Source organism: Dactylosporangium sp. NPDC050588 (assembly GCF_040654975.1).
Classification (GTDB): domain Bacteria; phylum Actinomycetota; class Actinomycetes; order Mycobacteriales; family Micromonosporaceae; genus Dactylosporangium; species Dactylosporangium maewongense.
The window spans coordinates 1-22184 of sequence record NZ_JBFAJA010000040.1 but is presented as its reverse complement, the minus strand read 5'-3'; the positions used below and the strand labels follow the sequence as shown (position 1 = coordinate 22184).

23 protein-coding genes are annotated in these 22184 nt (G+C 74.1%); 4 read left to right on the top strand and 19 right to left on the bottom strand.

All coding sequences use genetic code 11. From position 1 onward, the window contains the following. From pucD to uraD, 7 genes are all read right to left on the bottom strand, one after another. Entirely contained in the window at positions 1-2253 is a 2253-nt protein-coding gene (gene pucD / locus AB0I21_RS27000) for a xanthine dehydrogenase subunit D (RefSeq protein ID WP_360565213.1), read from the bottom strand. Between the two features lie 126 nt (positions 2254-2379). Further along, complete coding sequence (locus AB0I21_RS26995) at positions 2380-3726, bottom strand: 8-oxoguanine deaminase (RefSeq protein ID WP_360565211.1); 1347 nt, start codon at positions 3724-3726, stop codon at positions 2380-2382. Then, positions 3723-4181, bottom strand: a complete 459-nt coding sequence (locus AB0I21_RS26990) for a (2Fe-2S)-binding protein (RefSeq protein ID WP_360565209.1) — start codon at positions 4179-4181, stop codon at positions 3723-3725. The genes AB0I21_RS26995 and AB0I21_RS26990 overlap by 4 nt, the downstream gene beginning before the upstream one ends. Further along, positions 4172-5023 (bottom strand): xanthine dehydrogenase family protein subunit M, encoded by an 852-nt coding sequence (locus AB0I21_RS26985; protein WP_344502700.1) that lies wholly within the window; start codon positions 5021-5023, stop codon positions 4172-4174. Before AB0I21_RS26985 ends, AB0I21_RS26990 begins: the two co-directional genes overlap by 10 nt. Further along, positions 5011-5862: a factor-independent urate hydroxylase gene (pucL, locus tag AB0I21_RS26980; RefSeq protein WP_360565207.1), complete on the bottom strand. Its 852-nt coding sequence runs from the start codon at positions 5860-5862 to the stop codon at positions 5011-5013. Before pucL ends, AB0I21_RS26985 begins: the two co-directional genes overlap by 13 nt. A 3-nt stretch (positions 5863-5865) precedes the next feature. Then, the gene (locus AB0I21_RS26975) at positions 5866-6156 is read right to left on the bottom strand and encodes a hydroxyisourate hydrolase (protein WP_360565205.1); all 291 of its coding nucleotides are present in this window, start codon (positions 6154-6156) and stop codon (positions 5866-5868) included. Next, positions 6153-6629, bottom strand: coding sequence for a 2-oxo-4-hydroxy-4-carboxy-5-ureidoimidazoline decarboxylase (gene uraD / locus AB0I21_RS26970; protein ID WP_360565204.1), 477 nt, complete (start codon positions 6627-6629; stop codon positions 6153-6155). The genes AB0I21_RS26975 and uraD overlap by 4 nt, the downstream gene beginning before the upstream one ends. Positions 6630-6769: 140 nt before the next feature. Between uraD and AB0I21_RS26965 the strand changes: the two genes are divergently transcribed. Next, positions 6770-8047: an ATP-binding protein gene (locus tag AB0I21_RS26965; RefSeq protein WP_360565202.1), complete on the top strand. Its 1278-nt coding sequence runs from the start codon at positions 6770-6772 to the stop codon at positions 8045-8047. Between the two features lie 300 nt (positions 8048-8347). Here AB0I21_RS26965 and AB0I21_RS26960 read toward each other — a convergent pair whose 3' ends face one another. The 3 genes from AB0I21_RS26960 to AB0I21_RS26950 form a co-directional block, all read right to left on the bottom strand. Continuing rightward, entirely contained in the window at positions 8348-9121 is a 774-nt protein-coding gene (locus AB0I21_RS26960; protein ID WP_360565201.1) for a GNAT family N-acetyltransferase, read from the bottom strand. A 48-nt stretch (positions 9122-9169) separates the two neighbouring features. Then, positions 9170-9526 carry a hypothetical protein gene (locus tag AB0I21_RS26955; protein WP_360565351.1) on the bottom strand — a complete coding sequence of 119 codons (357 nt, stop codon included), beginning with the start codon at positions 9524-9526 and terminating at the stop codon, positions 9170-9172. Between the two features lie 361 nt (positions 9527-9887). Beyond that, the gene (locus AB0I21_RS26950) at positions 9888-11327 is read right to left on the bottom strand and encodes an MFS transporter (RefSeq protein WP_360565199.1); all 1440 of its coding nucleotides are present in this window, start codon (positions 11325-11327) and stop codon (positions 9888-9890) included. A 102-nt stretch (positions 11328-11429) separates the two neighbouring features. Here AB0I21_RS26950 and AB0I21_RS26945 point away from each other — a divergent pair, with 102 nt between their 5' ends. Continuing rightward, on the top strand, positions 11430-11825 hold the full coding sequence (locus tag AB0I21_RS26945; RefSeq protein ID WP_360565197.1) for a MarR family transcriptional regulator: 396 nt from the start codon (positions 11430-11432) through the stop codon (positions 11823-11825). Here AB0I21_RS26945 and AB0I21_RS26940 read toward each other — a convergent pair. From AB0I21_RS26940 to AB0I21_RS26925, 4 genes are all read right to left on the bottom strand, one after another. Continuing rightward, positions 11807-12505: a methyltransferase domain-containing protein gene (locus AB0I21_RS26940; protein ID WP_344502708.1), complete on the bottom strand. Its 699-nt coding sequence runs from the start codon at positions 12503-12505 to the stop codon at positions 11807-11809. The genes AB0I21_RS26945 and AB0I21_RS26940 overlap by 19 nt on opposite strands. Before the next feature lie 299 nt (positions 12506-12804). After that, entirely contained in the window at positions 12805-13320 is a 516-nt protein-coding gene (locus tag AB0I21_RS26935; protein ID WP_360565195.1) for a hypothetical protein, read from the bottom strand. A 79-nt stretch (positions 13321-13399) separates the two neighbouring features. Further along, on the bottom strand, positions 13400-14662 hold the full coding sequence (locus AB0I21_RS26930) for a HAMP domain-containing sensor histidine kinase (protein WP_360565193.1): 1263 nt from the start codon (positions 14660-14662) through the stop codon (positions 13400-13402). Beyond that, complete coding sequence (locus AB0I21_RS26925; RefSeq protein WP_360565191.1) at positions 14659-15351, bottom strand: response regulator transcription factor; 693 nt, start codon at positions 15349-15351, stop codon at positions 14659-14661. Before AB0I21_RS26925 ends, AB0I21_RS26930 begins: the two co-directional genes overlap by 4 nt. Positions 15352-15400: 49 nt before the next feature. Between AB0I21_RS26925 and AB0I21_RS26920 the strand changes: the two genes are divergently transcribed. After that, complete coding sequence (locus AB0I21_RS26920) at positions 15401-15901, top strand: hypothetical protein (protein ID WP_360565189.1); 501 nt, start codon at positions 15401-15403, stop codon at positions 15899-15901. Positions 15902-16800: 899 nt separating this feature from the next. On the opposite strand, the gene AB0I21_RS26915 is transcribed toward AB0I21_RS26920, so the two are convergent. Continuing rightward, complete coding sequence (locus AB0I21_RS26915) at positions 16801-17673, bottom strand: LysR family transcriptional regulator (RefSeq protein ID WP_344502714.1); 873 nt, start codon at positions 17671-17673, stop codon at positions 16801-16803. A 75-nt stretch (positions 17674-17748) separates the two neighbouring features. On the opposite strand from AB0I21_RS26915, the gene AB0I21_RS26910 reads away from it, so the two are divergent. Further along, positions 17749-18471, top strand: coding sequence for a hypothetical protein (locus tag AB0I21_RS26910; RefSeq protein ID WP_360565187.1), 723 nt, complete (start codon positions 17749-17751; stop codon positions 18469-18471). Positions 18472-18574: 103 nt separating this feature from the next. Here the strand turns inward: AB0I21_RS26910 and AB0I21_RS26905 are convergent, their stop codons facing one another. The 4 genes from AB0I21_RS26905 to AB0I21_RS26890 all read right to left on the bottom strand — a co-directional run. Then, on the bottom strand, positions 18575-19360 hold the full coding sequence (locus AB0I21_RS26905; RefSeq protein WP_360565349.1) for an endonuclease/exonuclease/phosphatase family protein: 786 nt from the start codon (positions 19358-19360) through the stop codon (positions 18575-18577). Positions 19361-19409: 49 nt separating this feature from the next. Continuing rightward, positions 19410-20126, bottom strand: a complete 717-nt coding sequence (locus AB0I21_RS26900; RefSeq protein WP_360565185.1) for an alpha/beta hydrolase — start codon at positions 20124-20126, stop codon at positions 19410-19412. A 280-nt stretch (positions 20127-20406) separates the two neighbouring features. After that, entirely contained in the window at positions 20407-21045 is a 639-nt protein-coding gene (locus AB0I21_RS26895) for a hypothetical protein (RefSeq protein ID WP_360565183.1), read from the bottom strand. Positions 21046-21079: 34 nt separating this feature from the next. Further along, on the bottom strand, positions 21080-22184 hold a 1105-nt coding region (locus tag AB0I21_RS26890), incomplete at its 5' end, for a hypothetical protein (RefSeq protein WP_360565181.1).

The window sequence follows — 22184 nt, the reverse complement described above, 5'->3', positions numbered from 1 at the left end:
TCAGGTCCCGGTGAGATGTTCGGGCCGGACCGGGACTCGGTTGAGCGCGAGGCCGGTCGCGGCGCGGATCGCGGCGACGATCGCCGGGGTGGACGAGATCGTCGGCGGCTCGCCGACGCCGCGCAGGCCGTAGGGCGCGTCGGGGTCGCCGAGCTCGAGCACGTCGATGCGCATCGGCGGGACGTCGAGGATGGTGGGGATCAGGTAGTCGGTGAACGACGGGTTGCGGATGAGCCCGCCGTCGACCTGGATCTCCTCCATCACGGCGAGGCCGAGGCCCTGCGCGGTGCCGCCGGCGATCTGGCCGCGCACCGACTGCGGGTGCAGGGCCCGGCCGACGTCCTGCGCGGTGACGATCTCGACGACCCGCACGAGGCCGAGCTCGACGTCGACGTCGACGGTCGCGCGGTGCGCGGCGAACGCGTACTGCACGTGCGCGTCGCCCTGGCCGGTCGACGGGTCGAGGGGCGTGGTCGGCCGGTGCCGCCACTCGACCGTCTCCTCCACCGGCACGTCGCCGAGCACCTCGGCGAGGTCCGCGATCAGCTCCCCTCCCCCGGTGACGAGCTTGCCGCCCCGCAGGACGAAGTCGTCCCTGCCGATGCGACGGCCGAGCTCCCGGCGGACGGCGGCGCAGGCGGCCTTGACGGCGCCGCCGGTGACGTACGTCTGCCGCGACGCCGAGCTGGAGCCGGCGCTGCCGATCGTGGTGTCGGCGGTGGCGACGGTGACCTGGTCGACGCCGAGCTCGGTGCGCACGATCTGGGCCTGGACGGTGACGAGCCCCTGGCCGACCTCGGCGGCGGCGGTGTGCACGACGGCGGCCGGCTCCCCGCCGACGACCTCGAGCCGGACGCGGGCGGTGGAGTAGTCGTCGAACCCTTCGGAGAAGCCGACGTTCTTGATGCCGACGCCGTAGCCGACGCCGCGGCGCACGCCTTCGCCGTGGGTGGTGTTGGCGACGCCGCCGGGCAGCTCCCGCAGGTCGCCGCCGCGGTCCGGGGGCGGTGGCGCGGCGCGGACCCGGTCGAGGAGGTCGGCGACGGGGGCGGGGCCACGCACCACCTGGCCGGTCGGCATGGTGTCGCCGGGCGCGATGGCGTTGCGGGTCCTGACGTCGACGGGGTCCATGCCGAGCGCGGCGGCGAGCTTGTCCATCTGGGACTCGTAGGCGAAGCACGCCTGCACGGCGCCGAACCCCCGCATGGCGCCGCACGGCGGGTTGTTCGTGTAGACGGCGTAGCCGTCGACGAGCACGTTGTCCACTGTGTACGGTCCGACGCCCAGCGTGGTCGCGTTCGCGACGACGGCCTTGGACGTGGAGGCGTACGCGCCGCCGTCGAGCACGATGCGCGCCTTCACGTAGACGAGCCTGCCGTCGGTGTCGGCGCCGTGCTCGTACCACATGCGCGCCGGATGCCGGTGGACGTGCCCGTGGAAGGACTCCTCGCGCGAGTAGACCATCTTCACGGGGCGCCCGGTGTGCAGCGCGAGCATGCACGCGTGGACCTGCATGCTGACATCCTCGCGGCCGCCGAACGCCCCGCCGACGCCGGCGAGGCTGAGTCGCACCTTCGAGGCCGGCAGGCCGAGGCAGTCGGCGACCTGGTCGAGGTCGCCGTGCAGCCACTGGGTGGCGATGAAGAGGTCGACGCCGCCGTCCTCGGCGGGGATCGCGAGGCCCGACTCGGGCCCGAGGAACGCCTGGTCCTGCATGCCGACCTCGTACTCGCCGGCGACGACGACCGGGGCGGTGACGGACGGGTCGCCCTTGCGGATCGGCACGTGCCGCAGCAGGTTTCCCCGGTCGTGGACGGTGTCCGCGGAGTCGATGGCGGCGACCGGATCGGTGATCGGCGGGAGCGGCTCGTATTCCACGACGATCGCGGCGCACGCGCGGCGGGCGGTCTCGGGGTGGTCGGCGGCGACGATGGCGACCGGCTCGCCCGCGTAGCGGACCTGGTCGATGGCGAGGACGGGCTGGTCGCGGTCCTCGAGGCCGTACCGCTTGGCGCCGGGCACGTCGGCGGCGGTGAGGACCGCGTGCACGCCAGTGGTGGCGACGGCGCCCGTGATGTCGACGCGGACGATCCTGGCACGCGGGTGGGGGCTGCGCAGCGTGGCGCCCCACAGCATGCGGTCGGCCCACAGGTCGGAGGAGAACGCGAACTCGCCGGTCACCTTCAGAGTGCCGTCGGGCCGCTGCGGCGAGGTGCCGATGCCCTGCTGCGTGCCCAGCGCCGCGGTCGTCATCGCGCCTCCAAGACCGTGCGAGCGCCGGCGCCTGTGCGTGGGCCGGGCGCGGGAGGCGTGGTCATCGCGCCTCCAAGACCGTGCGAGCGCCGGCACCTGTGCGTGGGCCGGGCGCGGGAGGCGTGGTCATCGCGCCTCCCGGAGCTTGCGGGCCGCCCGGGCGAGCGCCGCGGCGGCCATGGCCTCGTCCACCGTGGACAGCGCGCCGTCCTGGACGACGGCGCGGCCGCCGACGAGCAGCAGGCGCAGCGGCGCCGGCGGGCCGAACACGAGCGCGGCGACCGGGTCGTCGATGCCGGCGTGGCCGATGCCGTCGAGCCGCCACAGGGCGACGTCGGCGAGCTTGCCGGCCTCCAGGGAGCCGAGCTCGTCGGCGCGGCCGAGGCAGCGGGCGCCGCCGATCGTGCCCAGCGCCAGGGACTCGCGGGCGGTGAGCGCGGCCGGCCCGCCCCGCAGGCGGGCCAGGTACAGGGCCTGGCGCAGCTCCGGGCCGAGCTGCCCGGCCTCCTGCGACGCGGCGCCGTCGACGCCGAGACCGACCGGCACCCGCGCGTCGAGCAGGTCGCGGACGGGGGCGAGGCCGGCGCCGAGCCGCCCGTTGGAGCTCGGGCAGTGCGCGACGCCGGTGCCGGTGGCGCCGAGCTTCGCGATCGCGCCGGGATCCAGGTGCACCGCGTGGGCCAGCCACACGTCGTCGCCGAGCCAGCCGAGCGACTCGGCGTAGTCGACGGGCGTGCAGCCGTGGACCTCCCGGCAGTACGCCTCCTCCTCCACGGTCTCGGCGAGGTGCGTGTGCAGCCGGACCCCTTCAGAGCGGGCCAGGTCCGCGGCCTCGCGCATGAGCCGCGGCGTGACGGAGAACGGGCTGCAGGGCGCGACCGCGATCCGCACCATCGCGCCCGGCGACGGGTCGTGGAAGCGGTCGATCGCGTCCTTGGTCGCGGCGAGGGCCGCGTCGGTGTCCTCCACGACGCTGTCCGGCGGCAGGCCGCCGTCCTTGACGGACAGGTCCATCGACCCGCGGCACGGGTGGAAGCGCAGGCCGACGGCCGCGGCCGCCTCGATCTCCGCGGCGAGGACGTCGCCGCCGTCGCGGGGGAACACGTAGTGGTGGTCGGTGCTGGTGGTGCAGCCGGACAGCGCCAGCTGGGCGAGGCCGGCGGTGGCGGCGGCGTGCACGGTCCCCGCGTCGATGCGGGCCCACACCGGGTACAGCTCCTTGAGCCAGCCGAAGAGGATCTCCTGCTGGGCGTAGCCGCGGGTCGCCGACTGGTACAGGTGGTGGTGGGTGTTGACGAGCCCGGGCGTGGCGAGGCAGCCGGTGCCGTCGACCCGGGTCGCGTCCGGCGCGCCCTCGTACGGGCCGGGGCCCACGGCGACGATCCGGTCGCCCTCGACGGCGACGTGGCCGTCGGCGTGCTCGGTGCCGGCACCGTCCACCGTGGACACCGCGCAGTGTTCGATCACGATCATGCGCCGGCCGCCAGCTTCACCGCGGCGACGATGTTCTCGTAGCCGGTGCAGCGGCACAGGTTCCCGGCGAGGGCCTCGCGGATGTCGGGGTCGCTGGGCACCGGGTTGCGCGCGAGCAGGTCGTGGACGGCGACGACGAGGCCGGGGGTACAGAATCCACATTGGACCGCGCCGGCGGTGAGGAACGCCTGCTGGACCGGGTCGAGACCGCCCGCGTCCGGCAGCCCTTCGACGGTGCGGACATCGCGGTGCTCGGCCTGGCCGGCGGCGACGAGGCAGGCGCAGACCGGGGTCCCGTCGAGGTAGACGGTGCACGATCCGCATTCGCCCTGCTCGCAGGCGTTCTTCGCGCCGGGCAGCCCGAGGCGTTCGCGCAGCACGTACAGCAGGCTCTCCCCCGGCCAGACGTCGTCGGCCTGGCGGTCCTCCCCGTTGACGGTCAGGTTCACGCGCATCGGTGCTCCTCCCAGGCCCAGCGCAGGGTGCGGCGGCCGAGGACGGCCAGCGCGTGCCGCCGGTAGGCCGCGCTGCCGCGCACGTCGTCGATCGGCCGGGCGGCGGCGCCGACGAGCTCGCCGAACCGCCGCGCGAGCGACTCCGGCAGCGGCGCGCGGTCCTCCCAGGGCAGCTCGGCGGACAGGGACTCGGCGTCCGTGGCGCGCAGCGGGGTCGGCCCGGCGGAGCCGATGCCCGTGCCGACGCTGCGCCGGGACGGGTCGAGCGCGAGGGCGAACGAGCAGACCGCGATGACCATCGCGTTGCGGGTGCCGACCTTCGCGAACTGCTGCGGCCCCTTCGCGGCCGGCACGAGGAACGCGGCGATCAGCTCGTCGGGGGCCAGGACGCTGCGTTTGGGGCCCTGGAAGAAGTCGGTGACGGCGACGGTGCGGGTGCCGCGGACGGAGGCGACCTCGACCTCGGCGCCGGTGGCGAGCAGCGGCGGGTGCGCGTCGCCGGCGGGTGAGGCGGAGCCGAGGTTGCCGCCGACGGTGCCGCGGTTGCGGATCTGGGGTGAGCCGACGGTCCTGGCCGCCATGGCCAGCCCGGGCAGGCGCGTGCCGAGCTCGTCGATGATGCGCCGGTACGTGACGCCGGCGCCGATCCGCAGCCGGTCGCCGTCGGTGGCCCAGTCGGTGAGCGCCGCGACCCGGGTCAGGTCGAGCAGCGCGGGCGGCCGGCGGCGGTCGAAGTTGAGCTCGACCATGATGTCGGTGCCGCCGGCGATCGGCACCGCGTCGGGGTGTTCGGCCTTCGCGGCCAGGGCCTCGTCCCAGGTGGACGGTCTCAGAAACTCCACGTGACCTCCTCGGCGACATCGTCGTCGCGCCTGACGGTCCCTTCGATCAGCCCGTACGGCCGGTCGGCGGCGTAGTACACCTCGTCGGGGTTGTCGAGCCCGAACGGGGCCAGATCGACGAGGAAGTGGTGCCGGTTGGGCAGCGACAGCTTCACCTCCACGACGTCCGGGCACGCCGCCAGTACCGACGAACCCATCGCGAACAGGGTCTGCTGCAGTGCCAGGCTGTGGGTGGCGGCGAACGCCTCGACCAGAGCGGCCCGGGCCGCGCCGTCGTCCGCCGAGCCGGTGTGCCGCCAGGTGGCGTTCACGCTGGTGGCGAGGATCCGGTCGCGGGTCTCGGGCAGGGTGGTCCAGGCGTCCTTGACGAAGCCGTGGAACTCGGAGTCGGTCGTCTTGAGCAGCACCAGGTCGCGGACGCCGGACACGACCTGGGTGTGCTCCGCGTCGTGGTGGACGGTGGCGGTGCGCACCTCGCCGCCGTCGCGGCGGAACGTGTGCCGGCCGTCGACGGGCCGCCACGGGTACTGCTCGACGTGGACCCGCGCGCCGTGGATGCTCGGCTGGGAGCCGACGAAGTGCCGGGCCAGCCGCGCCGCGAATGATTCGATGTCGTCGATGCCGTGCTGGCGGGCGAACGCGTAGACGGTGTTCTTCTGCGTGTCGGTCGGCAGCACGGCGCCGTTGTCGCCGGTGAGGTGGCTGGCGGCGAGGTCGCCGCGCAGGGAGAGGCTGACGTTGAGGTCCATGAGCTCGTCGCCGCCGGGCCCGCGGGTGACGCGCACGATGCGGATCTCGGCCTTGCCGTACTGGTTGGGTCCGAGGGCGAAGGTCGGCACGGATCAGCTCCCCCGGTAGGTCGAGTACCCGTACGGGCTCAGCAGGAGCGGCACGTGGTGGTGCCGCTCGTCGGCGACCGTGAAGACGATCGCGACCTCGGGGAAGAAGTCGGAGGCGAACTCCGTCCGCAGGACCAACCGGTGCCGGCCCGCCTCGAGCGGCGCGTCGAACCGCCATCGGCCGTCCGTGTCGGTGACCCCGTCGCGCGGCCCCGAAGGAGTTTCGAGGCACACCGGTACGCCGGCCACCGGAAGCCCTCTGGAGGTGTCCAGCACGTGGGTCGAGAAGCTCATACCACGAGCCGTTCCAGGCGCAGCTCCACAATCTTGCGCAGCTCGCCCCGGACGACCCGGCGCTCGGTCTCCTCGTCGTTGCCGAGCCGGCCGCGGGCCTCGGCGAGGATCTCCGGCGCGCTCTTGCCGCTGGCGAAGATCAGAAACAGGTAGCCGAAGCGCTCCTCGTAGACCCGGTTGGCCTCGGCGAGCTCGGCGGATCCCTGGACTTCGGACTGCTCGCGGCGCGACCAGGCGGCCTCCTCGCTGTCGCCCTCTGGGCGCTCGCCGATGCGGGGGTGGGCGGCGAGGGCGTTGGCAAGGTCCGGCCAGCTCAGCGCGTCGAACTCGGCGACGCCGGTGACGATGAGGTCGGCGGATGTCGGATAGGGGCGGTGGGCGGCCACCCTGGCGGCCCAGCAGGGCGACGCGCAGCAGGCCAGCAGGGCCTCCTGCGCCGCGGCCGGCGGCAGATCGTTGAAGTGGGCGAGCATGGCCCCCCTCTCACTATCTCCGGCACCATACTCCGGAGATGTTTCATGTCTAGGCCTGTCCAGTATCCCCTTTTTGTCTGCCCAAGCCACGCCTTCTCCGTCGCGGTGCCGCCTGTCCGGCTGCGTGGCAGACTCGAAGAATGCAGTTGCGGCCGGAGATCGAGCTCGTCGAGGTGTCGGGCCGGTCGCTGCGCATCATCGACGCGCACCTGATCACCGACGGCCCGATCGGGCACGACCTGCCGGACCGCGGCGTCGTCCTGACCGCCGGCCCGGACGGGTACACGGCCCGCTGGTCCCGCGGTTTCGTGAACCTGCCCGGCCTCGCCCGGGCGTTCGTCGGCGGCGCCACGGGCGGGGCCCTCTTCCGGCTGCTCGGGCTGCCCGGCGCGGTGCTCGGGGCGGTCATCGCGGTCGGCCTGGCCCGCACCGCCAAGGACCGCCCCACGACGGTGCCCGACCCGACCGTCACCGTCGTCGAGGACGGCCCCGACCTGGTGCTGCGCTCGGCTGACCTGGCGTCGCTGGTGTTCGCCGTGATGGAGCTGACCGGCGCGACCGGTCCCGTGACCGTGAGCCCCGCGTTGCAGCAGCCCTCGCTGACCGACTCCGAGGCCGTGCGTCTCGACGACGTGGGCGGGCTCGACGAGGTCGTGGCGCAGTTCCGCGACGTGGCCGTGTCCTTCCGCCACCCCGAGGTCATGGCCCGCTGGGGCGCGACCAGGCCGCAGGGCATCCTGCTCTACGGCCCGCCCGGCACCGGCAAGACGATGCTCGCCCGCGCCCTGGCCAACGAGATCGGCGGCGAGCTGCGCGAGATCCGCACCCCGGAGATCCTCGACAAGTGGGTCGGCAACTCCGAGAAGAACATCCAGCGGATTTTCGCCGACGCCCGCCGCCTCGACCACCCGACCGTCCTGCTCTTCGACGAGTTCGACTCGATCATCAGCTACACCGGCGCCGCTTTCGACGCCGCCGGCCAGATGATCAACGCGGTGGCCGGCATCTTCAAGCAGGAGATGAACACCCTCATCGAGCACAACCCCAACGTCATCGTCGTGGCCACCACCAACTTCCCCGACCGTGTCGACTCCTCGCTGATCCGCTCGGGCCGCTTCGACCTGAAGCTGGCGGTGCCGCCGCCCGGCCCCGCCGCCCGCGCCGACATCCTCGGCAAGCTGCTGCGCCGCCTCATCGCCCGGCACGAGGTCGGCGGCTTCCGCCTCTTCGCCGACGACGTCGACGTGCCTGCTCTGGCCGCCGCGGCGACCGGCCTGACCGGCGCGGACTTCAAGGAGGCGCTGCGCCGCGCCCAGCTCGACAAGGCCATGCACGAGGCACGCCAGGGCCGGCCACCGTCCCCGATCACCCAGGCTGACCTGCTTGCTGTGATCGCCGCTGTACGACCCACCGCCTGACCGACTGCCCGGCGTCGCCTCCGCCGCTGCTCCGCGTCACCCCAAGCGACCTGTCGCACCCGCGGCCTCGATCGAGCGCGCCATCCCCGCGACCGCCTTCGGCGCGGCGGCCCGGCCCCGGCCTTCGCTGAGCGCGGCCTTCGTCGTCAGACTATGGCGAGGCCCAGGCCGAACAGCAGGGCGGCGCCGGCCAGCAGGCCGAAGGCGATCCAGCCTGGCCGCACCGGGTGCCTGCGGCCGAACGAGCGGGCGGCCAGGGGCGAAGGTCGCTGAGCTGTCCGGTGTCGCCCCGAGTCGGGCTCAGGGGTTGTGGACGAACGGCGTCGTGGTGGCGAGTTGCTGGAAGCCGAGCCGGCGGAGGATCGGGCGGCTGTCGGCGGACGCGTCGACCTGCAGGTACCGGTAGCCGGCCGCGGCGGCGAGGGCGGCGCGGTGGGCGACGAGCGCCCGGAAGACGCCACGGCCGCGCCAGTCGGCGACGGTGCCGCCGCCCCACAGGCTGGCGAAGCCGGTGCCGTCGTGGAACTCGACCCGGCCGGCGCAGATGGGCCGGTCACCGGCCATGACGACGGCGGCGGCGATCTCGCCGGGACGGTCGTCGAGGCGGGCGGCGAGATCCTTGCCGATGCTCGAGTGGTCGCCGCCGAACACCTCGTCGTGGACCGCGACGACCAGGTCGGCCCCGGCGGCGTCCGTGACGGGCTCCAGCCGCGTGCCGGCGGGCAGCGTCACCTCGAGGGGAAGGCCGGCGACCTCGGCGAAGAGCAGGCCCTCGACGGGGCCGGGCTCGAACCCGGCGGCGAGGAGCCGCCCGGGCAGGTCGGCGGGGCGGTCGTGCGAGTAGTGCTTCCACTCCCACGGCTGGCCGAGCCGGCCGAACCGCTGGATCTGCGCGGCGATGACCGCGTCGGCGTCGAGGCCGTCGAGGTCGCACCAGGAGATGCCGTGCCAGCCGTCACTGGAGGAGACGACGCGCACGATGCCGGGCTCACGCTCCACGACCGAGCCGGCGCCGGCCCCGGGCTCCTGGCGGATCGTCTCGTCGAACAGGGCTAGCACCCGCTGGGCATCCACGCCTCAAGACCACACCCTCGCCGAACCGCGTGCAAGCGGTTTGCGGCGTCAACCGGTGTAGGTGCCGATGACCTCGATCACGCCGACGAGATGCTCGTTGAGGGCGTCGACGTCCTCGGCGGGGATCCACAGCTCGAGCACGGTCCCACCGCCCGCACGCCGGCTGACGTACCGCCGGGCGAACGCCGTCTCGACCCGGAACCGCGTCACGTGCCCGACCCCGGACGCCGGCACGTTCCATTCCCGGGCGATCTGCGTGGCGTACTCCTCGTTGAGGACCGGGTAGAAGATCGGCTGATCGGCCAGCCGCGCCGGCCAGCGCCGCCAGTCGGCCGCCTCGACGAGCCGCAGCTCCTCCGGGCCGGCGGGCCGCCACAGCGTCGTCGTGCCGTCGGCGTTCTCCACCCGCCCCACGAGCAGCTGCGCGGCCAGCCGTGCCACGTCAGGGTCGACGTCCTGCCCGCCCGGCGGGCTCTGCTCCACCCACGCCGCCCGGTCCGCCGGGACGGCCGGCACGGCGGCGAGGTCGTCGATGAGGACGGCGAGCACGCGGTCGCCTTCCAGCCAGCGCAGCGCGGCGACGTCATCCGGGTCCGAGCTCTCGATGACCGCGGTGAGCGCCGCGGCGTCGAGCTCGTACGCCGCCGATCCGGCCACGTGACCGCACGCCGCCACGAGCGGCGGTGGCCAGCCGGCATCGGCCCGGACGAACTCGCCGCCGACCGGACCGATGCCGTATGCCTTCGTCACAGCGGCAAGTGTCGCATCACGCGTGCCGGCCGCGGCGCCCGGAGAGCACCGGCACCAGGCTCAGGGCGAGCCCGGCGAGCGCGACGCCGGTGACGAGGTTGACGCCGGGGTGGAACTGGGTGAAGTCGCCGGCGCCCGCCCCCGCGTCGCCGCCGGTCGCGACGAGGGCGGTGACCGCCGCAAGGATGAGGGCCGCGCCGACCTGGCCGGAACTCTGCACCAGTCCTGAGGCGAGCCCCTGCTCCTCGTCGGCGATGCCCTCGGTCGCCTGGGCCATGATCGAGCTGAACCCGAACGCGAAACCGCCGCCCAGCAGCAGCATCGCCGGCAGGATCGCGAGCAGGTAGTGCGGCGCGCTGCCGGCGGTGAGCAGGAACCAGCCGTAGCCCAGGCTCATCGACAACATCGAGGCGACGATGAGGCGCGGGGTGCCGTAGCGGTCGATGAGCCGGCCGACGAAGGGCGAGCCGAACGCGACCAGCAGGCCCGCCGGCAGCAGTGCGAGCGCCATCCGCAGCGGCGACCAGTGCAGGACGCTCTGCAGGTACAGCGTCATCATGAACTGGAAGCTCAGGTAGGACCCGAAGAGCGCCACCATGCTCACGTTGGCGCGCACGATCGAGCCGACCCGCAGGATGCCGAGGCGGATGAGCGGGTGCGCGACGCGCCGCTCGATGAGCACGAACCCGGCCAGCAGGGCCACGGCGACGACGGCGGAGGCGAGCGTCACCGGGTCGAGCCAGCCGCGGTCGGGCGCGGACACGACGGTGTAGACCGCCAGGAGCATGCCGCCGACGAGGGTGGCCGCGCCCGCAAGGTCGTGCCCGCCGCCGTGGGCCCGGTCATCCCTGGGGATGAGGAAGTGGCCCGCGACCAGCGCGGCGATGGCGAGCGGCACCGGGATGAGGAACGTCCACCGCCAGCCGACGCTGGTCAGCAGCCCGCCGAGGATCAGCCCGGAGCTGTACCCGCTGGCGCCGAAGACCGAGAAGACCGACAGCGCACGGTTGCGGGCCGGCCCCTCGTGGAACGTGGTGGTGAGGATCGACAGGGCGGTCGGCGCGGTGAACGCGGCGGCGAGGCCCTTCACGAAGCGGGTGGCGATGAGCAGCGTGCCGTCGTCGACGAGGCCGCCGACGAGGGACGCGATCGCGAAGACGCCGAGCGCGACGAGGAACACGCGACGCCGGCCGAGCAGGTCGGCGGTCCGCCCGCCGAGCAGGAGCAGGCCGCCGTAGCCGAGGACGTACCCGTTGACGATCCATTGCAGCGAGGTGGTCGACAGGCCGAGCTCGGCGCCGATGGACGGCAGCGCGACGCCCACCATCGACACGTCGAGGGCGTCGAGGAACAGCACGGCGCAGAGCACCGCGAGGATCCCCCAGAGCCGCGGGGTCATCGTCGCGTGGGGCTCCGGCGCGATGGTCGTGCCTGGGGCCGGGAGTGTCGTAGTCACGGCACGGACACTAGATGCATGCGCATTCAATGTCCACGCACTAATTGCGACTGCATTTAATGTGGGTGCATCGGGATGTGGTACCGGAGTAGGATGCGCGGCATGACGTCGCAGGCTGCGCTGATCGAGCACTGGCGCTCGCTGCTGACCAGCTACAACGAGGTCGCGAGCCATCTGGAGCGCGCCCTGCAGGAGACGCACGGGCTGAGCATGAGCGAGTTCGAGATCCTCGACCGGCTCGTCGCGCAGCAGTGTGAGAAGCGCCGCATGCAGGACCTCGCCGCCGACATGTACCTCAGCCAGAGCGCCCTGTCACGGGCGGTCGCGCGGCTGGAGAAGAGCGGCCTGGTGTCGCGCGCGCTGTGCGAGGCCGACCGGCGGGGCGTCTTCGTGACGCTCACCAGCGAGGGTCTGCAGCGGCACACCGCCGCCCGGGAGACCCACCTCGCCGTGCTCGCAAGTCACTTGCAGGTCGGCGGTCAGGACACCCGACGGTAGTAGGAGTCGACCGCCGGCTGGCCGGTGTAGTTGGCACCCGCCGTGTCGTCGGCCCCGAGGTACTCATACGGCAGCGCGACGTCACCACGGTCGTCCCGGCCGATCCTGCGGCGGCGGCCGTCGTAGTTGAACCCCGCGTCCCGCAGGTGCGTGGCGAGCCGCCGCCCGGCGGGCCGGCCGTCCTCGAGCCGCACGCTGTCCAGGTCGATGTCCGCGACGAGCCGGCCACCGCCGGTCAGCCAGCCCGCCGCCTTCGCCAGGAGGCCGAGCTTGTCGCCCACGTAGTGCAGGCCGTGCACGCTGGTGATGAGGTCGTACCGCCGGTCGGGCTTCCAGTCGGCCACCGACGCGGTGGTCAGCCGCAGCCACGGCACGTCCGGCGCCGGGTCGAACATGTCCACCAGGTCCACCCCGTGGACGAGGACCCGCTCCCCGACACCGGCGGCGTCCAGCCTGGCGGCCGCCTCGACCAACGCCCGCCCCGTGCCGCAGCACAGGTCGAGCCACGCGACGGTGTCCGCGGTCCCGGTGACCGACACCAGCGGCAGGAGGGCATCGACCGGGTTGAACCCCAGCTCGCGGTCGTAGCTGTCGACCCCGGCGAGCCCGCGCCCGCGGTTCATCGCGGAGTTGGCCACCACTGACGAGCCGGCGAGCGTGTCGTCATCGAGCAGGGTCACCGGACCATGATCGCAACCATCCCCCGCGAAGCCAACACCGCGCCGCCCTTCCCCCACCCTCGCCCGCCGTTCCGTCCCGTTCTCTGGGATGACTCCCCGCCGCACCGCCGCAACCCATGTGCGGAGATCGCCAATCGCGGCGTACACGAGCCGACGCCGTCCTGCGATGTGGGACGTGGCGGCAAGCCGCCCTCTCATGAGCGAGCCCACCGACCGACCCCGGCCGGTGCGGCACGCCTGCACCGCGGCCGCCGGCGCCGCTGACTGTGAGCGGCGCCGACGGGGTGTGGCCGGGTGGGTCAGCGGCGGCCGCCGTGGTCGTCGCCGGCGTCGTGGCCCGCACCGTCGTCCGAGCCGTGCCCGCCGCCGCCGTGGTCGTCGCCGGCGTCGTGGCCCGCACCGTCGTCCGAGCCGTGGCCACCGCTGCCGTGGTCGTCGCCGACGTCGTGGCCCGGGCCGTCGTCCGAGCCACCGCCGCGGTGGCCGCTGCCCGAGCCGCCGCTGCCGCTGCCGCTGTTTCCGGAGCCGCTGCCCGAGTTGCCGGAGCCGGTGGTGCGGTTGCCGCCGTGGTCGTCGGCGGACGGGGAGGCCGAGGCGGACGGGTGGTGGCCGTGGTCGTCCATCGACGCCGACGGGGAGGCGGTCGGGTCGTCGCTGGACATCGACGGGGACGGCCAGGCACTGTCGTCGGTCGACGGCGACGCCGAAACCCGGGCGGGACGGCCGTCGTTCGACGGGCCTGACGCGGCCAGGGCCGTGCCGCCGATGGCGAGGGCCGTCGTGACGGTCGCGGCGATGATGATGAGCTTGCGCATGTCGTGCACCTCCGTGGTTGTGCTGTGCTTGCACTGACCACGGTGCCGGGCGCCGCGATAGCGGGGGCCTGTGGCAACCCTAAGGTTCGGTTAACGCCCCCAGCGTCACCGTGACCCGTGCGCCGCCGAGGGGTGAGCGGTCGACGGTGAGCGTTCCGCCGGCGGTTTCCGCGGTACGGCGGGCGATGTCCAGACCGAGACCGGTGGACCCCGCGTTGCTGACGCCACGGGCGCCCGCGGACGGGTCGAAGCCGGCGCCGGCGTCCTGGACGGTGAGGACGCGGCGGGCGTCCAGCGTGACCGCCAGGGCCACCCCCTCCTCCGTGTGGGCGAAGACGTTGCCCAGCAAGGCGTCGACGCACGCCGCCAGCTCCGTGGCGGAGACCGCGACGGGCAGCGGGCCGGCCGGCAGGTCCGTCTCGACCGGGCGGCCCTGGTCCTCGGCGAGCACGGTCCAGAAGCGGACCCGTTCGGCGACGACCGCGGTCGCGTCGCAGGACGGCACGTCACGCTCGCGGCGGGCGTCCTCGATGACGGTGGTGACGGCCCGGTCCAGGGCGGCCACGTGGGCGAGGATGCGGTCGGCGTCGGCGGGGTCGCGCAGGCCCTCGGCGTCCAGGCGCAGGGCGGTCATCGGGGTCCGCATGCGGTGCGAGAGGTCCGCGACGCGCTCGCGTTCGGACTGCAGGAGGTGGCGGATGCGGGCGGCGAGGTGGTTGAGGGCGGTGGCGACCGCGCGGACCTCCGGCGGCCCCGACGACGCCGGCGCCCGGCGGTCGAGGTCGCCGCCGGCGAGCGCGTCGGACACCGCGGCCAGGGAACGGATCGGGCGCACGACCATGACGGCGAGGCGGTCCGCGACGGCGACGCCGACGGCGAGCAGGCCGGCGCCGAGCAGCGCGAGGACCAGCCACGCGCGGGTCACGCCCTGGCGCAGCTCGGCCAGCGGGACGAACACCCGGATGACCGCGGTGCCCTGCGGGAGCCCCTGGACGGCGACGAGGACCTCGCGACCGTCGGCGTGTTCGACGGAGAAGCTGCCGGTCCGGGCGGCGAGCCGCACCGCCGGGGTCCGGTCGGTGAACGGGCCCACGACTGCGCCGTCCGGCTGGTACACGCTGACCGGCCGCGAAGGGTCGGCGTTGAGCTGCTCGACGGCGAGGCGCAGCGACTGCGGGTCGGCGGTGGCCACGAGGATGCCCACGGACTGCGCCTGCGTCATGGCGACCGAGACGGCCCGGTCCGCGGCGACGCCGCGCAGCAGCAGCGCGAGCGGGACCAGGAACGCGAGCAGCACCAGCGTCATCGCGGCCGCGACGAGCAGCGCCAGGCGCCACCTCACCGCTGCAGCCCGAACTTGACGCCGACGCGGCGGACGGTGTGCAGGCGGCGCGGCTCCTGGGCGGTCTCCCCCAGCTTGCGGCGCAGCCACGACAGGTGGACGTCGACGGTCTTGTCGGCCGTCGTGTACGGCACCTGCCACACCTCGGTGAGCAGCTCGCGTTTGCCGACGACCTCGCCGGCGCGGGTCATCAGGTGGTACAGCAGGTCGAACTCGCGCGGGGTGAGGTCCAGCGGCGCGCCGTCGAGCGTCGCGGTCCTGGCCCGCGGGTCGATGCGCACCCCGTCGACGTCGAGCGCGGGATCCCGTTCGGGTGCGGACGGTCCGCCGTCGGCGCGGCGCAGCACGGCGCGGATCCGGGCGTCGATCTGTTCGGCCCCGTACGGCTTCACGACGTAGTCGTCGGCGCCGGCGTCCAGGGCGCGGACCATCTCGCCCTCGGTGCGCCTGGCGGTGACCACGATGATCGGCACGCGGCTCACCGCCCGCAGCATCCGCAGCACCTCCCGGCCGTCGAGGTCGGGCAGGCCGAGGTCCAGCAGGACGACGTCCGGCGCCTCCGCGACGGCGAGCTTGAGCCCGTCCATCGCGGTCGCGGCGGGCACGACGACGTGCCCCCGCTCGGTCAGCGCGCGCACGACGCCACTGCGGATGGTCCCGTCGTCCTCCACGAGCAGCACCTTCGCCATAGCCAGAGGTTAACCATGCCTTAGCCATCGGCGGTGGATAGTGGTGTGCATGTGGACGACGTTGCACCGCCGGTGGGCCCTCGCGGGCAGCGCGTGGCTGGCGACCGTGGCCGTTGCGACCGCCGTGGCGACCGGCGCCGTCGGATCGATGCGGCAGGGCATCTTCGGCACGTCGGACACCCCGTACAGCGAGGCCAAGGTCGACGCGCTGCTGGCCGGCGCCACGACGGGCCCGGCCGCGTCACCGGCCACACCACCCGTCACGCCGGACGGGACGCCGGGCCAGTCGGCGGCCCCGACCGCGGCCGGGAGCGGGGTCGTTCGGGCCCTGACGACCTCGGCCGGGACGATCGTCGCGGTGTGCGACGTGGGGCTGGTCACACTGCGGTCGTGGACACCCAACTCGGGCTTCGAGACCGACCACGTGCAGCGGGGACCGGCGGCGGTCGCGTCGCTGCGGTTCAAGGCGCGCAGCGGCGGCGGCGACGTGCGCGCCGAGGTGACCTGCGCCGGCCCCGAACCCCACCTCACCGTCGCCGGCGACGACTGACCCCCTTCGCGGCATCGGCGCGTGTACCGCGCAACGACGGCCTGACCTTGCGGTTTCCGGTGCCCCGTGCGTCACTGAACGGCCCCCGCAGCGCCAACGGTCTGGACCAACCTGCGCAGCGACCGCAAGCCTGATGCAACGACGACCGACACCCGTCCGACGGCCACGAGCCCGACACGACAATCATCTCGACCCACCGGCGCAGCGACCACAAGCCCGGTGCAACGACGACCGACACCCGTCCGACGGCGGCAAGCCCGACACGACAATCATCTCGACCCACTGGCGCAGCGACCGCAAGCCCGATGCAATGACGGCCATGCGGCGGATGAGCGGCCGGCACGATGAGGACCGGCGTCCATGCGGCGGAACGAGTCAGGGATCGCAGCGCCTCAGCGAGGACGCAGGCCCGCGAGGTCAACGAGCCGTCGACGATCCGATGGCCATGCGACGAACATGGCCGGCGCGGCAAGGACCGGGGTCCACACGGGCGAAACGAGCGCGGAACGAGTCAGGCTCGCAGAGCCTCGGCGGAGCCCCGACGAGGACGCGGGCGCGGGCCGGCGGAACGAGCCGTCGACGACCCAATGGCCATGCGACGAATAAGCAGCCGGCGCGACGAGGACCAGCGTCCACACGGCGGAACGAGCCAGGAATCGCAGCGCCTCAGCGAGGACGCAGGCCCGCGAGGTGAACGAGCCGTCGACGACCCAATGGCCATGCGACGAATAAGCAGCCGGCGCGGCAAGGACCAGCGTCCACACGGCGGAACGAGCCAGGAATCGCAGCGCCTCAGCGAGGACGCAGGCCCGCGAGGTGAACGAGCCGTCGACGACCCAATGGCCATGCGACGACAAGCAGCCGGCGCGACGCGACCAGCGTCCACGCGGCGGGACAGGTCAGGGTCGCAGCGCCTCGGCGAGGGCGCGGGCCGGTGGGGTGAGCGAGCCGTGGACGAGCTCCGTGCGGTGCACGAGTCGCGGCCTTGTCACCGGGACGCCGGCGACGCCCGGGTGGGTCAGCGGGCCGGGCAGCAGCGCCAGGCCCGCGCCCGCGGCCACGAGCGCGAGCAGCCCGCCGGTGTCGGTGCCCTGGTAGGTGAACCGTTCACGAAACCCGCCGCTGTGCGCCAGCGCCCGCAGCTGCGGCAGTGGCGTGGCGACGTCGGGCGCGTCGATCCACGTCGCGTCGGACAGGTCGGCGAGGCCGACGGATGCTCGGCCGGCGAGCGGGTGACCGGTGGGGAACGCGACCAGGGCGGCGGACTCCGCCAGTACCGACGCCGCCAACTGCCCTGCGTCGGGCAGCGGCAACGGGTCGCTGGGTGCTGTCACGCCGTCGACGAGTCCGACGTCGAGCGTCCCGGTGGCGACGCCGGTGGCCACGGCGTCGCGGCCGGCCAGCAGCAGCGTGAACCGCACGCGGGGCATGGCCCGCTGCACCTCGGCGAGGACCGCGGCGGCCCGCGCGCTGCCGGCGAACGGCGTGGCGCCGAGCACGACCGTCGCGGCGGGCTGGCCCGACAGGCGGATCACGTCGGCGCGGGCTGCGCTCAACCGAAGCAGGATCGGGCCGGCGTGCTCGAGCAGCCGCGCGCCCGCGTCGGTCGGGGCGACCGGTCGCCGGTGCAGCAGGGTGGTACCCAGGTCGGACTCGAGCGCGGCGATCTGTTGCGACACGGCGGACTGCGTGTAGCCCAGCTCCTGCGCCGCGGCGGAGAACGACCCGGCGCTCGCGACCGCGACGAACGTGCGCAGCAGGTGCGGATCCACGCCATCAGTATTGCTTATCCTGCTACGCGAATCAGTTGTTGGACTGATGTACACCGGTCACGGGACAGTGGACGCATGACCGAGACCCGCACCGCCCGCATCGCCCTGGTGGGCGACCGTTCCCTGCACGTCCGTTCCCACTCCCGGATTCCGGGGCTGCTCGACGTCCTCCGCGCGCAGCACGGCATCGGCGTCGACGCGTACTGGATCCCGACACCCGACGCCGCGGCGACCGACCTCGCCGGGTTCGACGGCGTCTGGCTGCTACCGGGCAGCCCGTATCTCAGCGAGGAGGGCGCCCTGCACGCCGTGCGGGCCGCCCGGGAGCACGGCATCGCGTTCCTCGGCACGTGCGGCGGCTTTCAGCACCTGCTGCTGGAGTTCGCCCGCACGGTCTGCGGCATCGCCGACGCCCGGCACGGCGAGTCCGAGCCCGACGCCGGCTTGCAGCTGATCGTCCCCCTCGCCTGCTCGCTCGTCGGCCACGAGGGCGCGGTCAACCTGACCCCCGGCTCGCTCGCCGAGCGCATCTTCGGGGTTGAGCGTTCGATCGAGCGGTACCACTGCGGGTACGGGCTGGACCACGCCTTCCTGCCGGAGCTGACCAGGCACGGGCTGCGCTTCACCGGCTTCGACGACGAGGGCCAGGTGCGGGTCGCGGAGCTGGCCGGCCACCCGTTCATGATGGGCACCCTGTTCCAGCCCGAACTGGCCGGCGACGGCTCCCGCTGCCACCCGGTCATCCGCGCGTTCGCCGAGGCCGCCGTCTCCGTCGCCGCGCGGTCGGTGGTCTCGTAGCCGACCGGTCAGCGGCGGCGGCGCGCAGGCCGGTGCGCCCAGCCGGCCGCGTTCCGGGTCGACGCCGACGGTGCGGGCGACGCTGATCCTGGCGTCGCCCGCATCAGCGCAGGTCGGCGACGACGGCGAAGTGGTCCGACGGCCAGACGCCGTCATGGGGGACGGTGCCCGCCAGGTGGACGCCCTCGACAGACCCACGGCCCGGGCCTTGCAGGCCCACCAGGACGTAGTCGATCCGGGCGTTCGGCGTCGCGTGGCAAGTGACGTGCGGGTTGCGGCGGTCCCAGGTCCACCCTGGGTCGTTGCGGCCGTGGTACCGCCACGCGTCGACCAGCACCAGGCCCGGCACTGCCGGCGCGGTGAGGTGTCCGCCCACGCGCCGCATCTCGTCGGACTCGGGTTCGGCGTTGAAGTCCCCGGTGAGCACCGGCGGGTGCTCCGGGACGCGGTGCTCGGCCACGAACGGCACCAGCCGCTCGACCTGCGCGCACCGGGCCGCGGAGCCGCCGGGCGGCGAGTCCAGGTGGGTGGTGAACACCGGCACCGGACCGTCGGGAGCGTCGATGCGGGCGTGCAGCACCGTCCGGCCCTCGCCGCCGAGGTCCCCGATCGCGGTCGCACCGATCGGCCACCGGCTCAGCACCGCGTTGCCGACATCGACGGTGGTGTCGCCGATCCGGTCGTGCCACCGCCCCGGCATCGGCGAGCCGCTGAACGCCCAGTGCATGCCGAGCTCCCGCGCCAGCAGCTCGACCTGGTGCTCGCCACCGCGGACCGCCCAGGCCTCCTGCAGGCAGCACACGTCGGGCTGCTCGGACCGGAGGGTGGCGAGGATCGCCTCGTGCCGGGCCCGCCAGTCGCCGAACCGCCACCACACGTTCCACGTCATGATCCGCACCGGACCGATCGTAGATCACCGATCCGGCGGGTGGTCCACGTCAGCGCGGGACGGCGAGGACGGGCAGGAGCGCGGCGGGGTCCTCGACGTGGGCGTTGTGACCGAGACCGGGAAGGTCGACCGGCTCCGGGACGAGCGCCGCGAGCTGCTCGTGGCTCACCATCTGGTCGTGCTCACCCCGGGCGAGGACGACCGGGACGCGCGCGGCGGCGAGGAGGGCGGCGACCCCGGGCTCGCCGACCGCGAACGTCCGCGGGTCGTGCGTGCTCCGCCAGCCCTCTCCGTCACGGGTCACGGCGGCGTCCGGCGCGTCATCCTTGAGTCCGACGAGCCCGGCGACGCGCTGGAAGCGAGTTGCGGCCTCCTCGCGGGTCGGGTGGATGATCGGCGGCTTCCTGGCGAGCGCCGCGGCGCGGGCGAGCTCCTCGGCGGTCCAGGCGACCTTGATGCCGAGCCCGACGACCGCCCGCACCCCGGGCAGGTCGGCGAGGTGCAGGCCGATCACCCCGCCGAACGAGTGCCCGACGACGACGGTCCCGTCCGGGTCGACCAGCCCGGCGACGGCGTCCGCGACCCCGGCGAAGGTGTACTCCTCCAGCCACCCCGAGCCGCCGTGTCCCGGCAGGTCGGGCGCCACCCACGCCGTGTCGAGGAGGGCGGTCAGGTCGCCCCACACGTCGGCGGTGGCGCCGAGGCCGTGCAGGAGCAGGATCGCCGGGGTGCCGGAGCCACCGCGGAGCACTCGAAGGTCGGTCACCCTGACAGCATCCCCCACAACGGCGCCGCCACGGGCCGGCAACCACCCGCGCCCAGAATGAACGGGTGGCCCGCCCCGCGCCGGGACGAACGGGTGACGCCGCGCGTGCTTCGCATCCACGCCGGCCGGTCATCACCCGCACCCTGGTGAGCGGGTCGTGCAGGACACCTGCATCGCGGACGCCGCCCTCCGCGTCGCCTCGGAGGTCGGATCACCCGCACTCCCACGACCGGGCGAGCCGGTCAGAGCAACCCGCGCCGCGACGGGCGGCGGTGAGGGGCTATCTGGCGGTGGCGTACGCGAGGAGGCGTGGGGTCGTGACGTCGCCCCAGGCGGCGGTGAGGGTCGGGGCGCCGGGAGGGGTCGGGGCGTCGTCCTTGAGGACCCTGAGCACGGTGAGTTCGTGGGAGCTTGTTGCGATGCGGGTCGGGTCGGCGTCCTCCACGTGGAGGATGTCGGTGGCGTCGGGGGCTGCGGCGCCGGCGTGGCCGCTGCCGTTGGCCTGGACGTCGCTCGGGCGGGCCTGGCGGACGCCGTCGACCTCGAACTCCTCGGCGGCCTGGGGTTCGGCGGTCAGGATGATGCGGGCGAGGGCGGCGGCGTAGACGGGGTCGCCGGTCGCGTCGTACACCCACCTAGTGCCGAGGACCGAGTGCTCGGTGATGCCGACCAGCCAGCGGTCGGCGCCGTCGAGCGGTGCGCCGCGGTAGGTGAGCGGGACCTGCAGGACCGGTCCGTCGCCGGCACGGACGAGGATCGTCTCGATGCCGACCTCGCCGGCGGGGTCGTCGAAGCGGAACGCGCCGACCTTCGCGACGTCGGGGGCGGCGGGGCCGGCGTACCAGGAGCGGGTGGGCAGCCACGCGTTGAGCAGTTCGAGTTTGGTGGGCGTCAGGTCCGCCCGGTGCAGGAGCGCCATGATCGCATCGTAGTGGCGGCGGCGGTCGTCCTGCTCAGGGCAGCGGGCTGGCGGGCCACGCCGCAACGGTGTTGCCGCCGGTCCAGACGCAGTCGTCCAGGATCCAGCGCACCACGCCGGCGTCGTAGGCGCCGGACGCGGTCGCCCGCAGCACCCCCGCGCCCTCGTCGACGGTGACCTCGAGGATCCGCCGGCCGTCGGCGGTGCGCTCGGAGAGGCGGGCCGGGTGGCCGCCGATCGTGGTGTCCATGGCGGGCAGCCGGGCCGGCGCCTGCGGCGGGACGCTGGTCAGCCTGAGGTCGGATGTGCCGTCGGTGAGGTCGAGGATGGTGTGCGTCTCGCCGGCGAGGAACGTCATCGTGCAGCGGTCCGCGTGCATGCCGTCGGGGAGGTTGGTGAGCCGGTAGGGCACGACGCAGCGGTACGCGCGGTCGAGGCGCACCCCGGTGGCGAACACCAGGGCGCGCGGCTCGTCGAGCGTGGTGACGACTTGCAGCCACAGCCCGTCGGCGTCCTGCCAGCGGATGACGGTGGTGCCGCCGGAGGAGGTCAGCACGGCGGGCCGGCCGGCGACGGTGACCGGGGTGGGTGCGCCGATCTGCGGCTCCCAGCCCTGGGTGGTGACGCCGACCCGGACGGTGGTGCCCGCGAGCCGGTCGGTGGTGCGGGTGAGCTGGTCGGTGGTGCCGGTGAGCCGGTCGCCGGCGCCGGTGGAGCCGTGGAAGGTGAGGGATTCCTGGCGTTCGCGGACGAGTTGCTGGTAGGTGACGCCGAAGGACGGTGACGGCAGCCGGTCCACGCTGAGGTGCAGCACCAGGGGGCGGCCGATCCTGCCGGGGCCGGCCTCCTCGGCGGCCTCGCCGGTCGCGGCCGGTGGGCGCGGCACGTCGACCATCAGCTCGCCCCGGACCGCGCCGGCCGCGCCGGGTGACGGCGACGCCCCGCCCGACGGGTTCTGGTGGGCCGGCAGGCCGGTGAAGACGTCCGAGGGTGATGTCGGCGCCGGGTCGCCGCCCGGCAGCAGCGCCAACGCGGCCGCGACCGAGGCGGCGACAGCGGCCGCGCCGCCGAGCAGCAGCCACCGCCGCGGCCAAGAAGCGGTGCCAGCGCGGAACACAGCGCCCGCGCCGCCGCCGAGC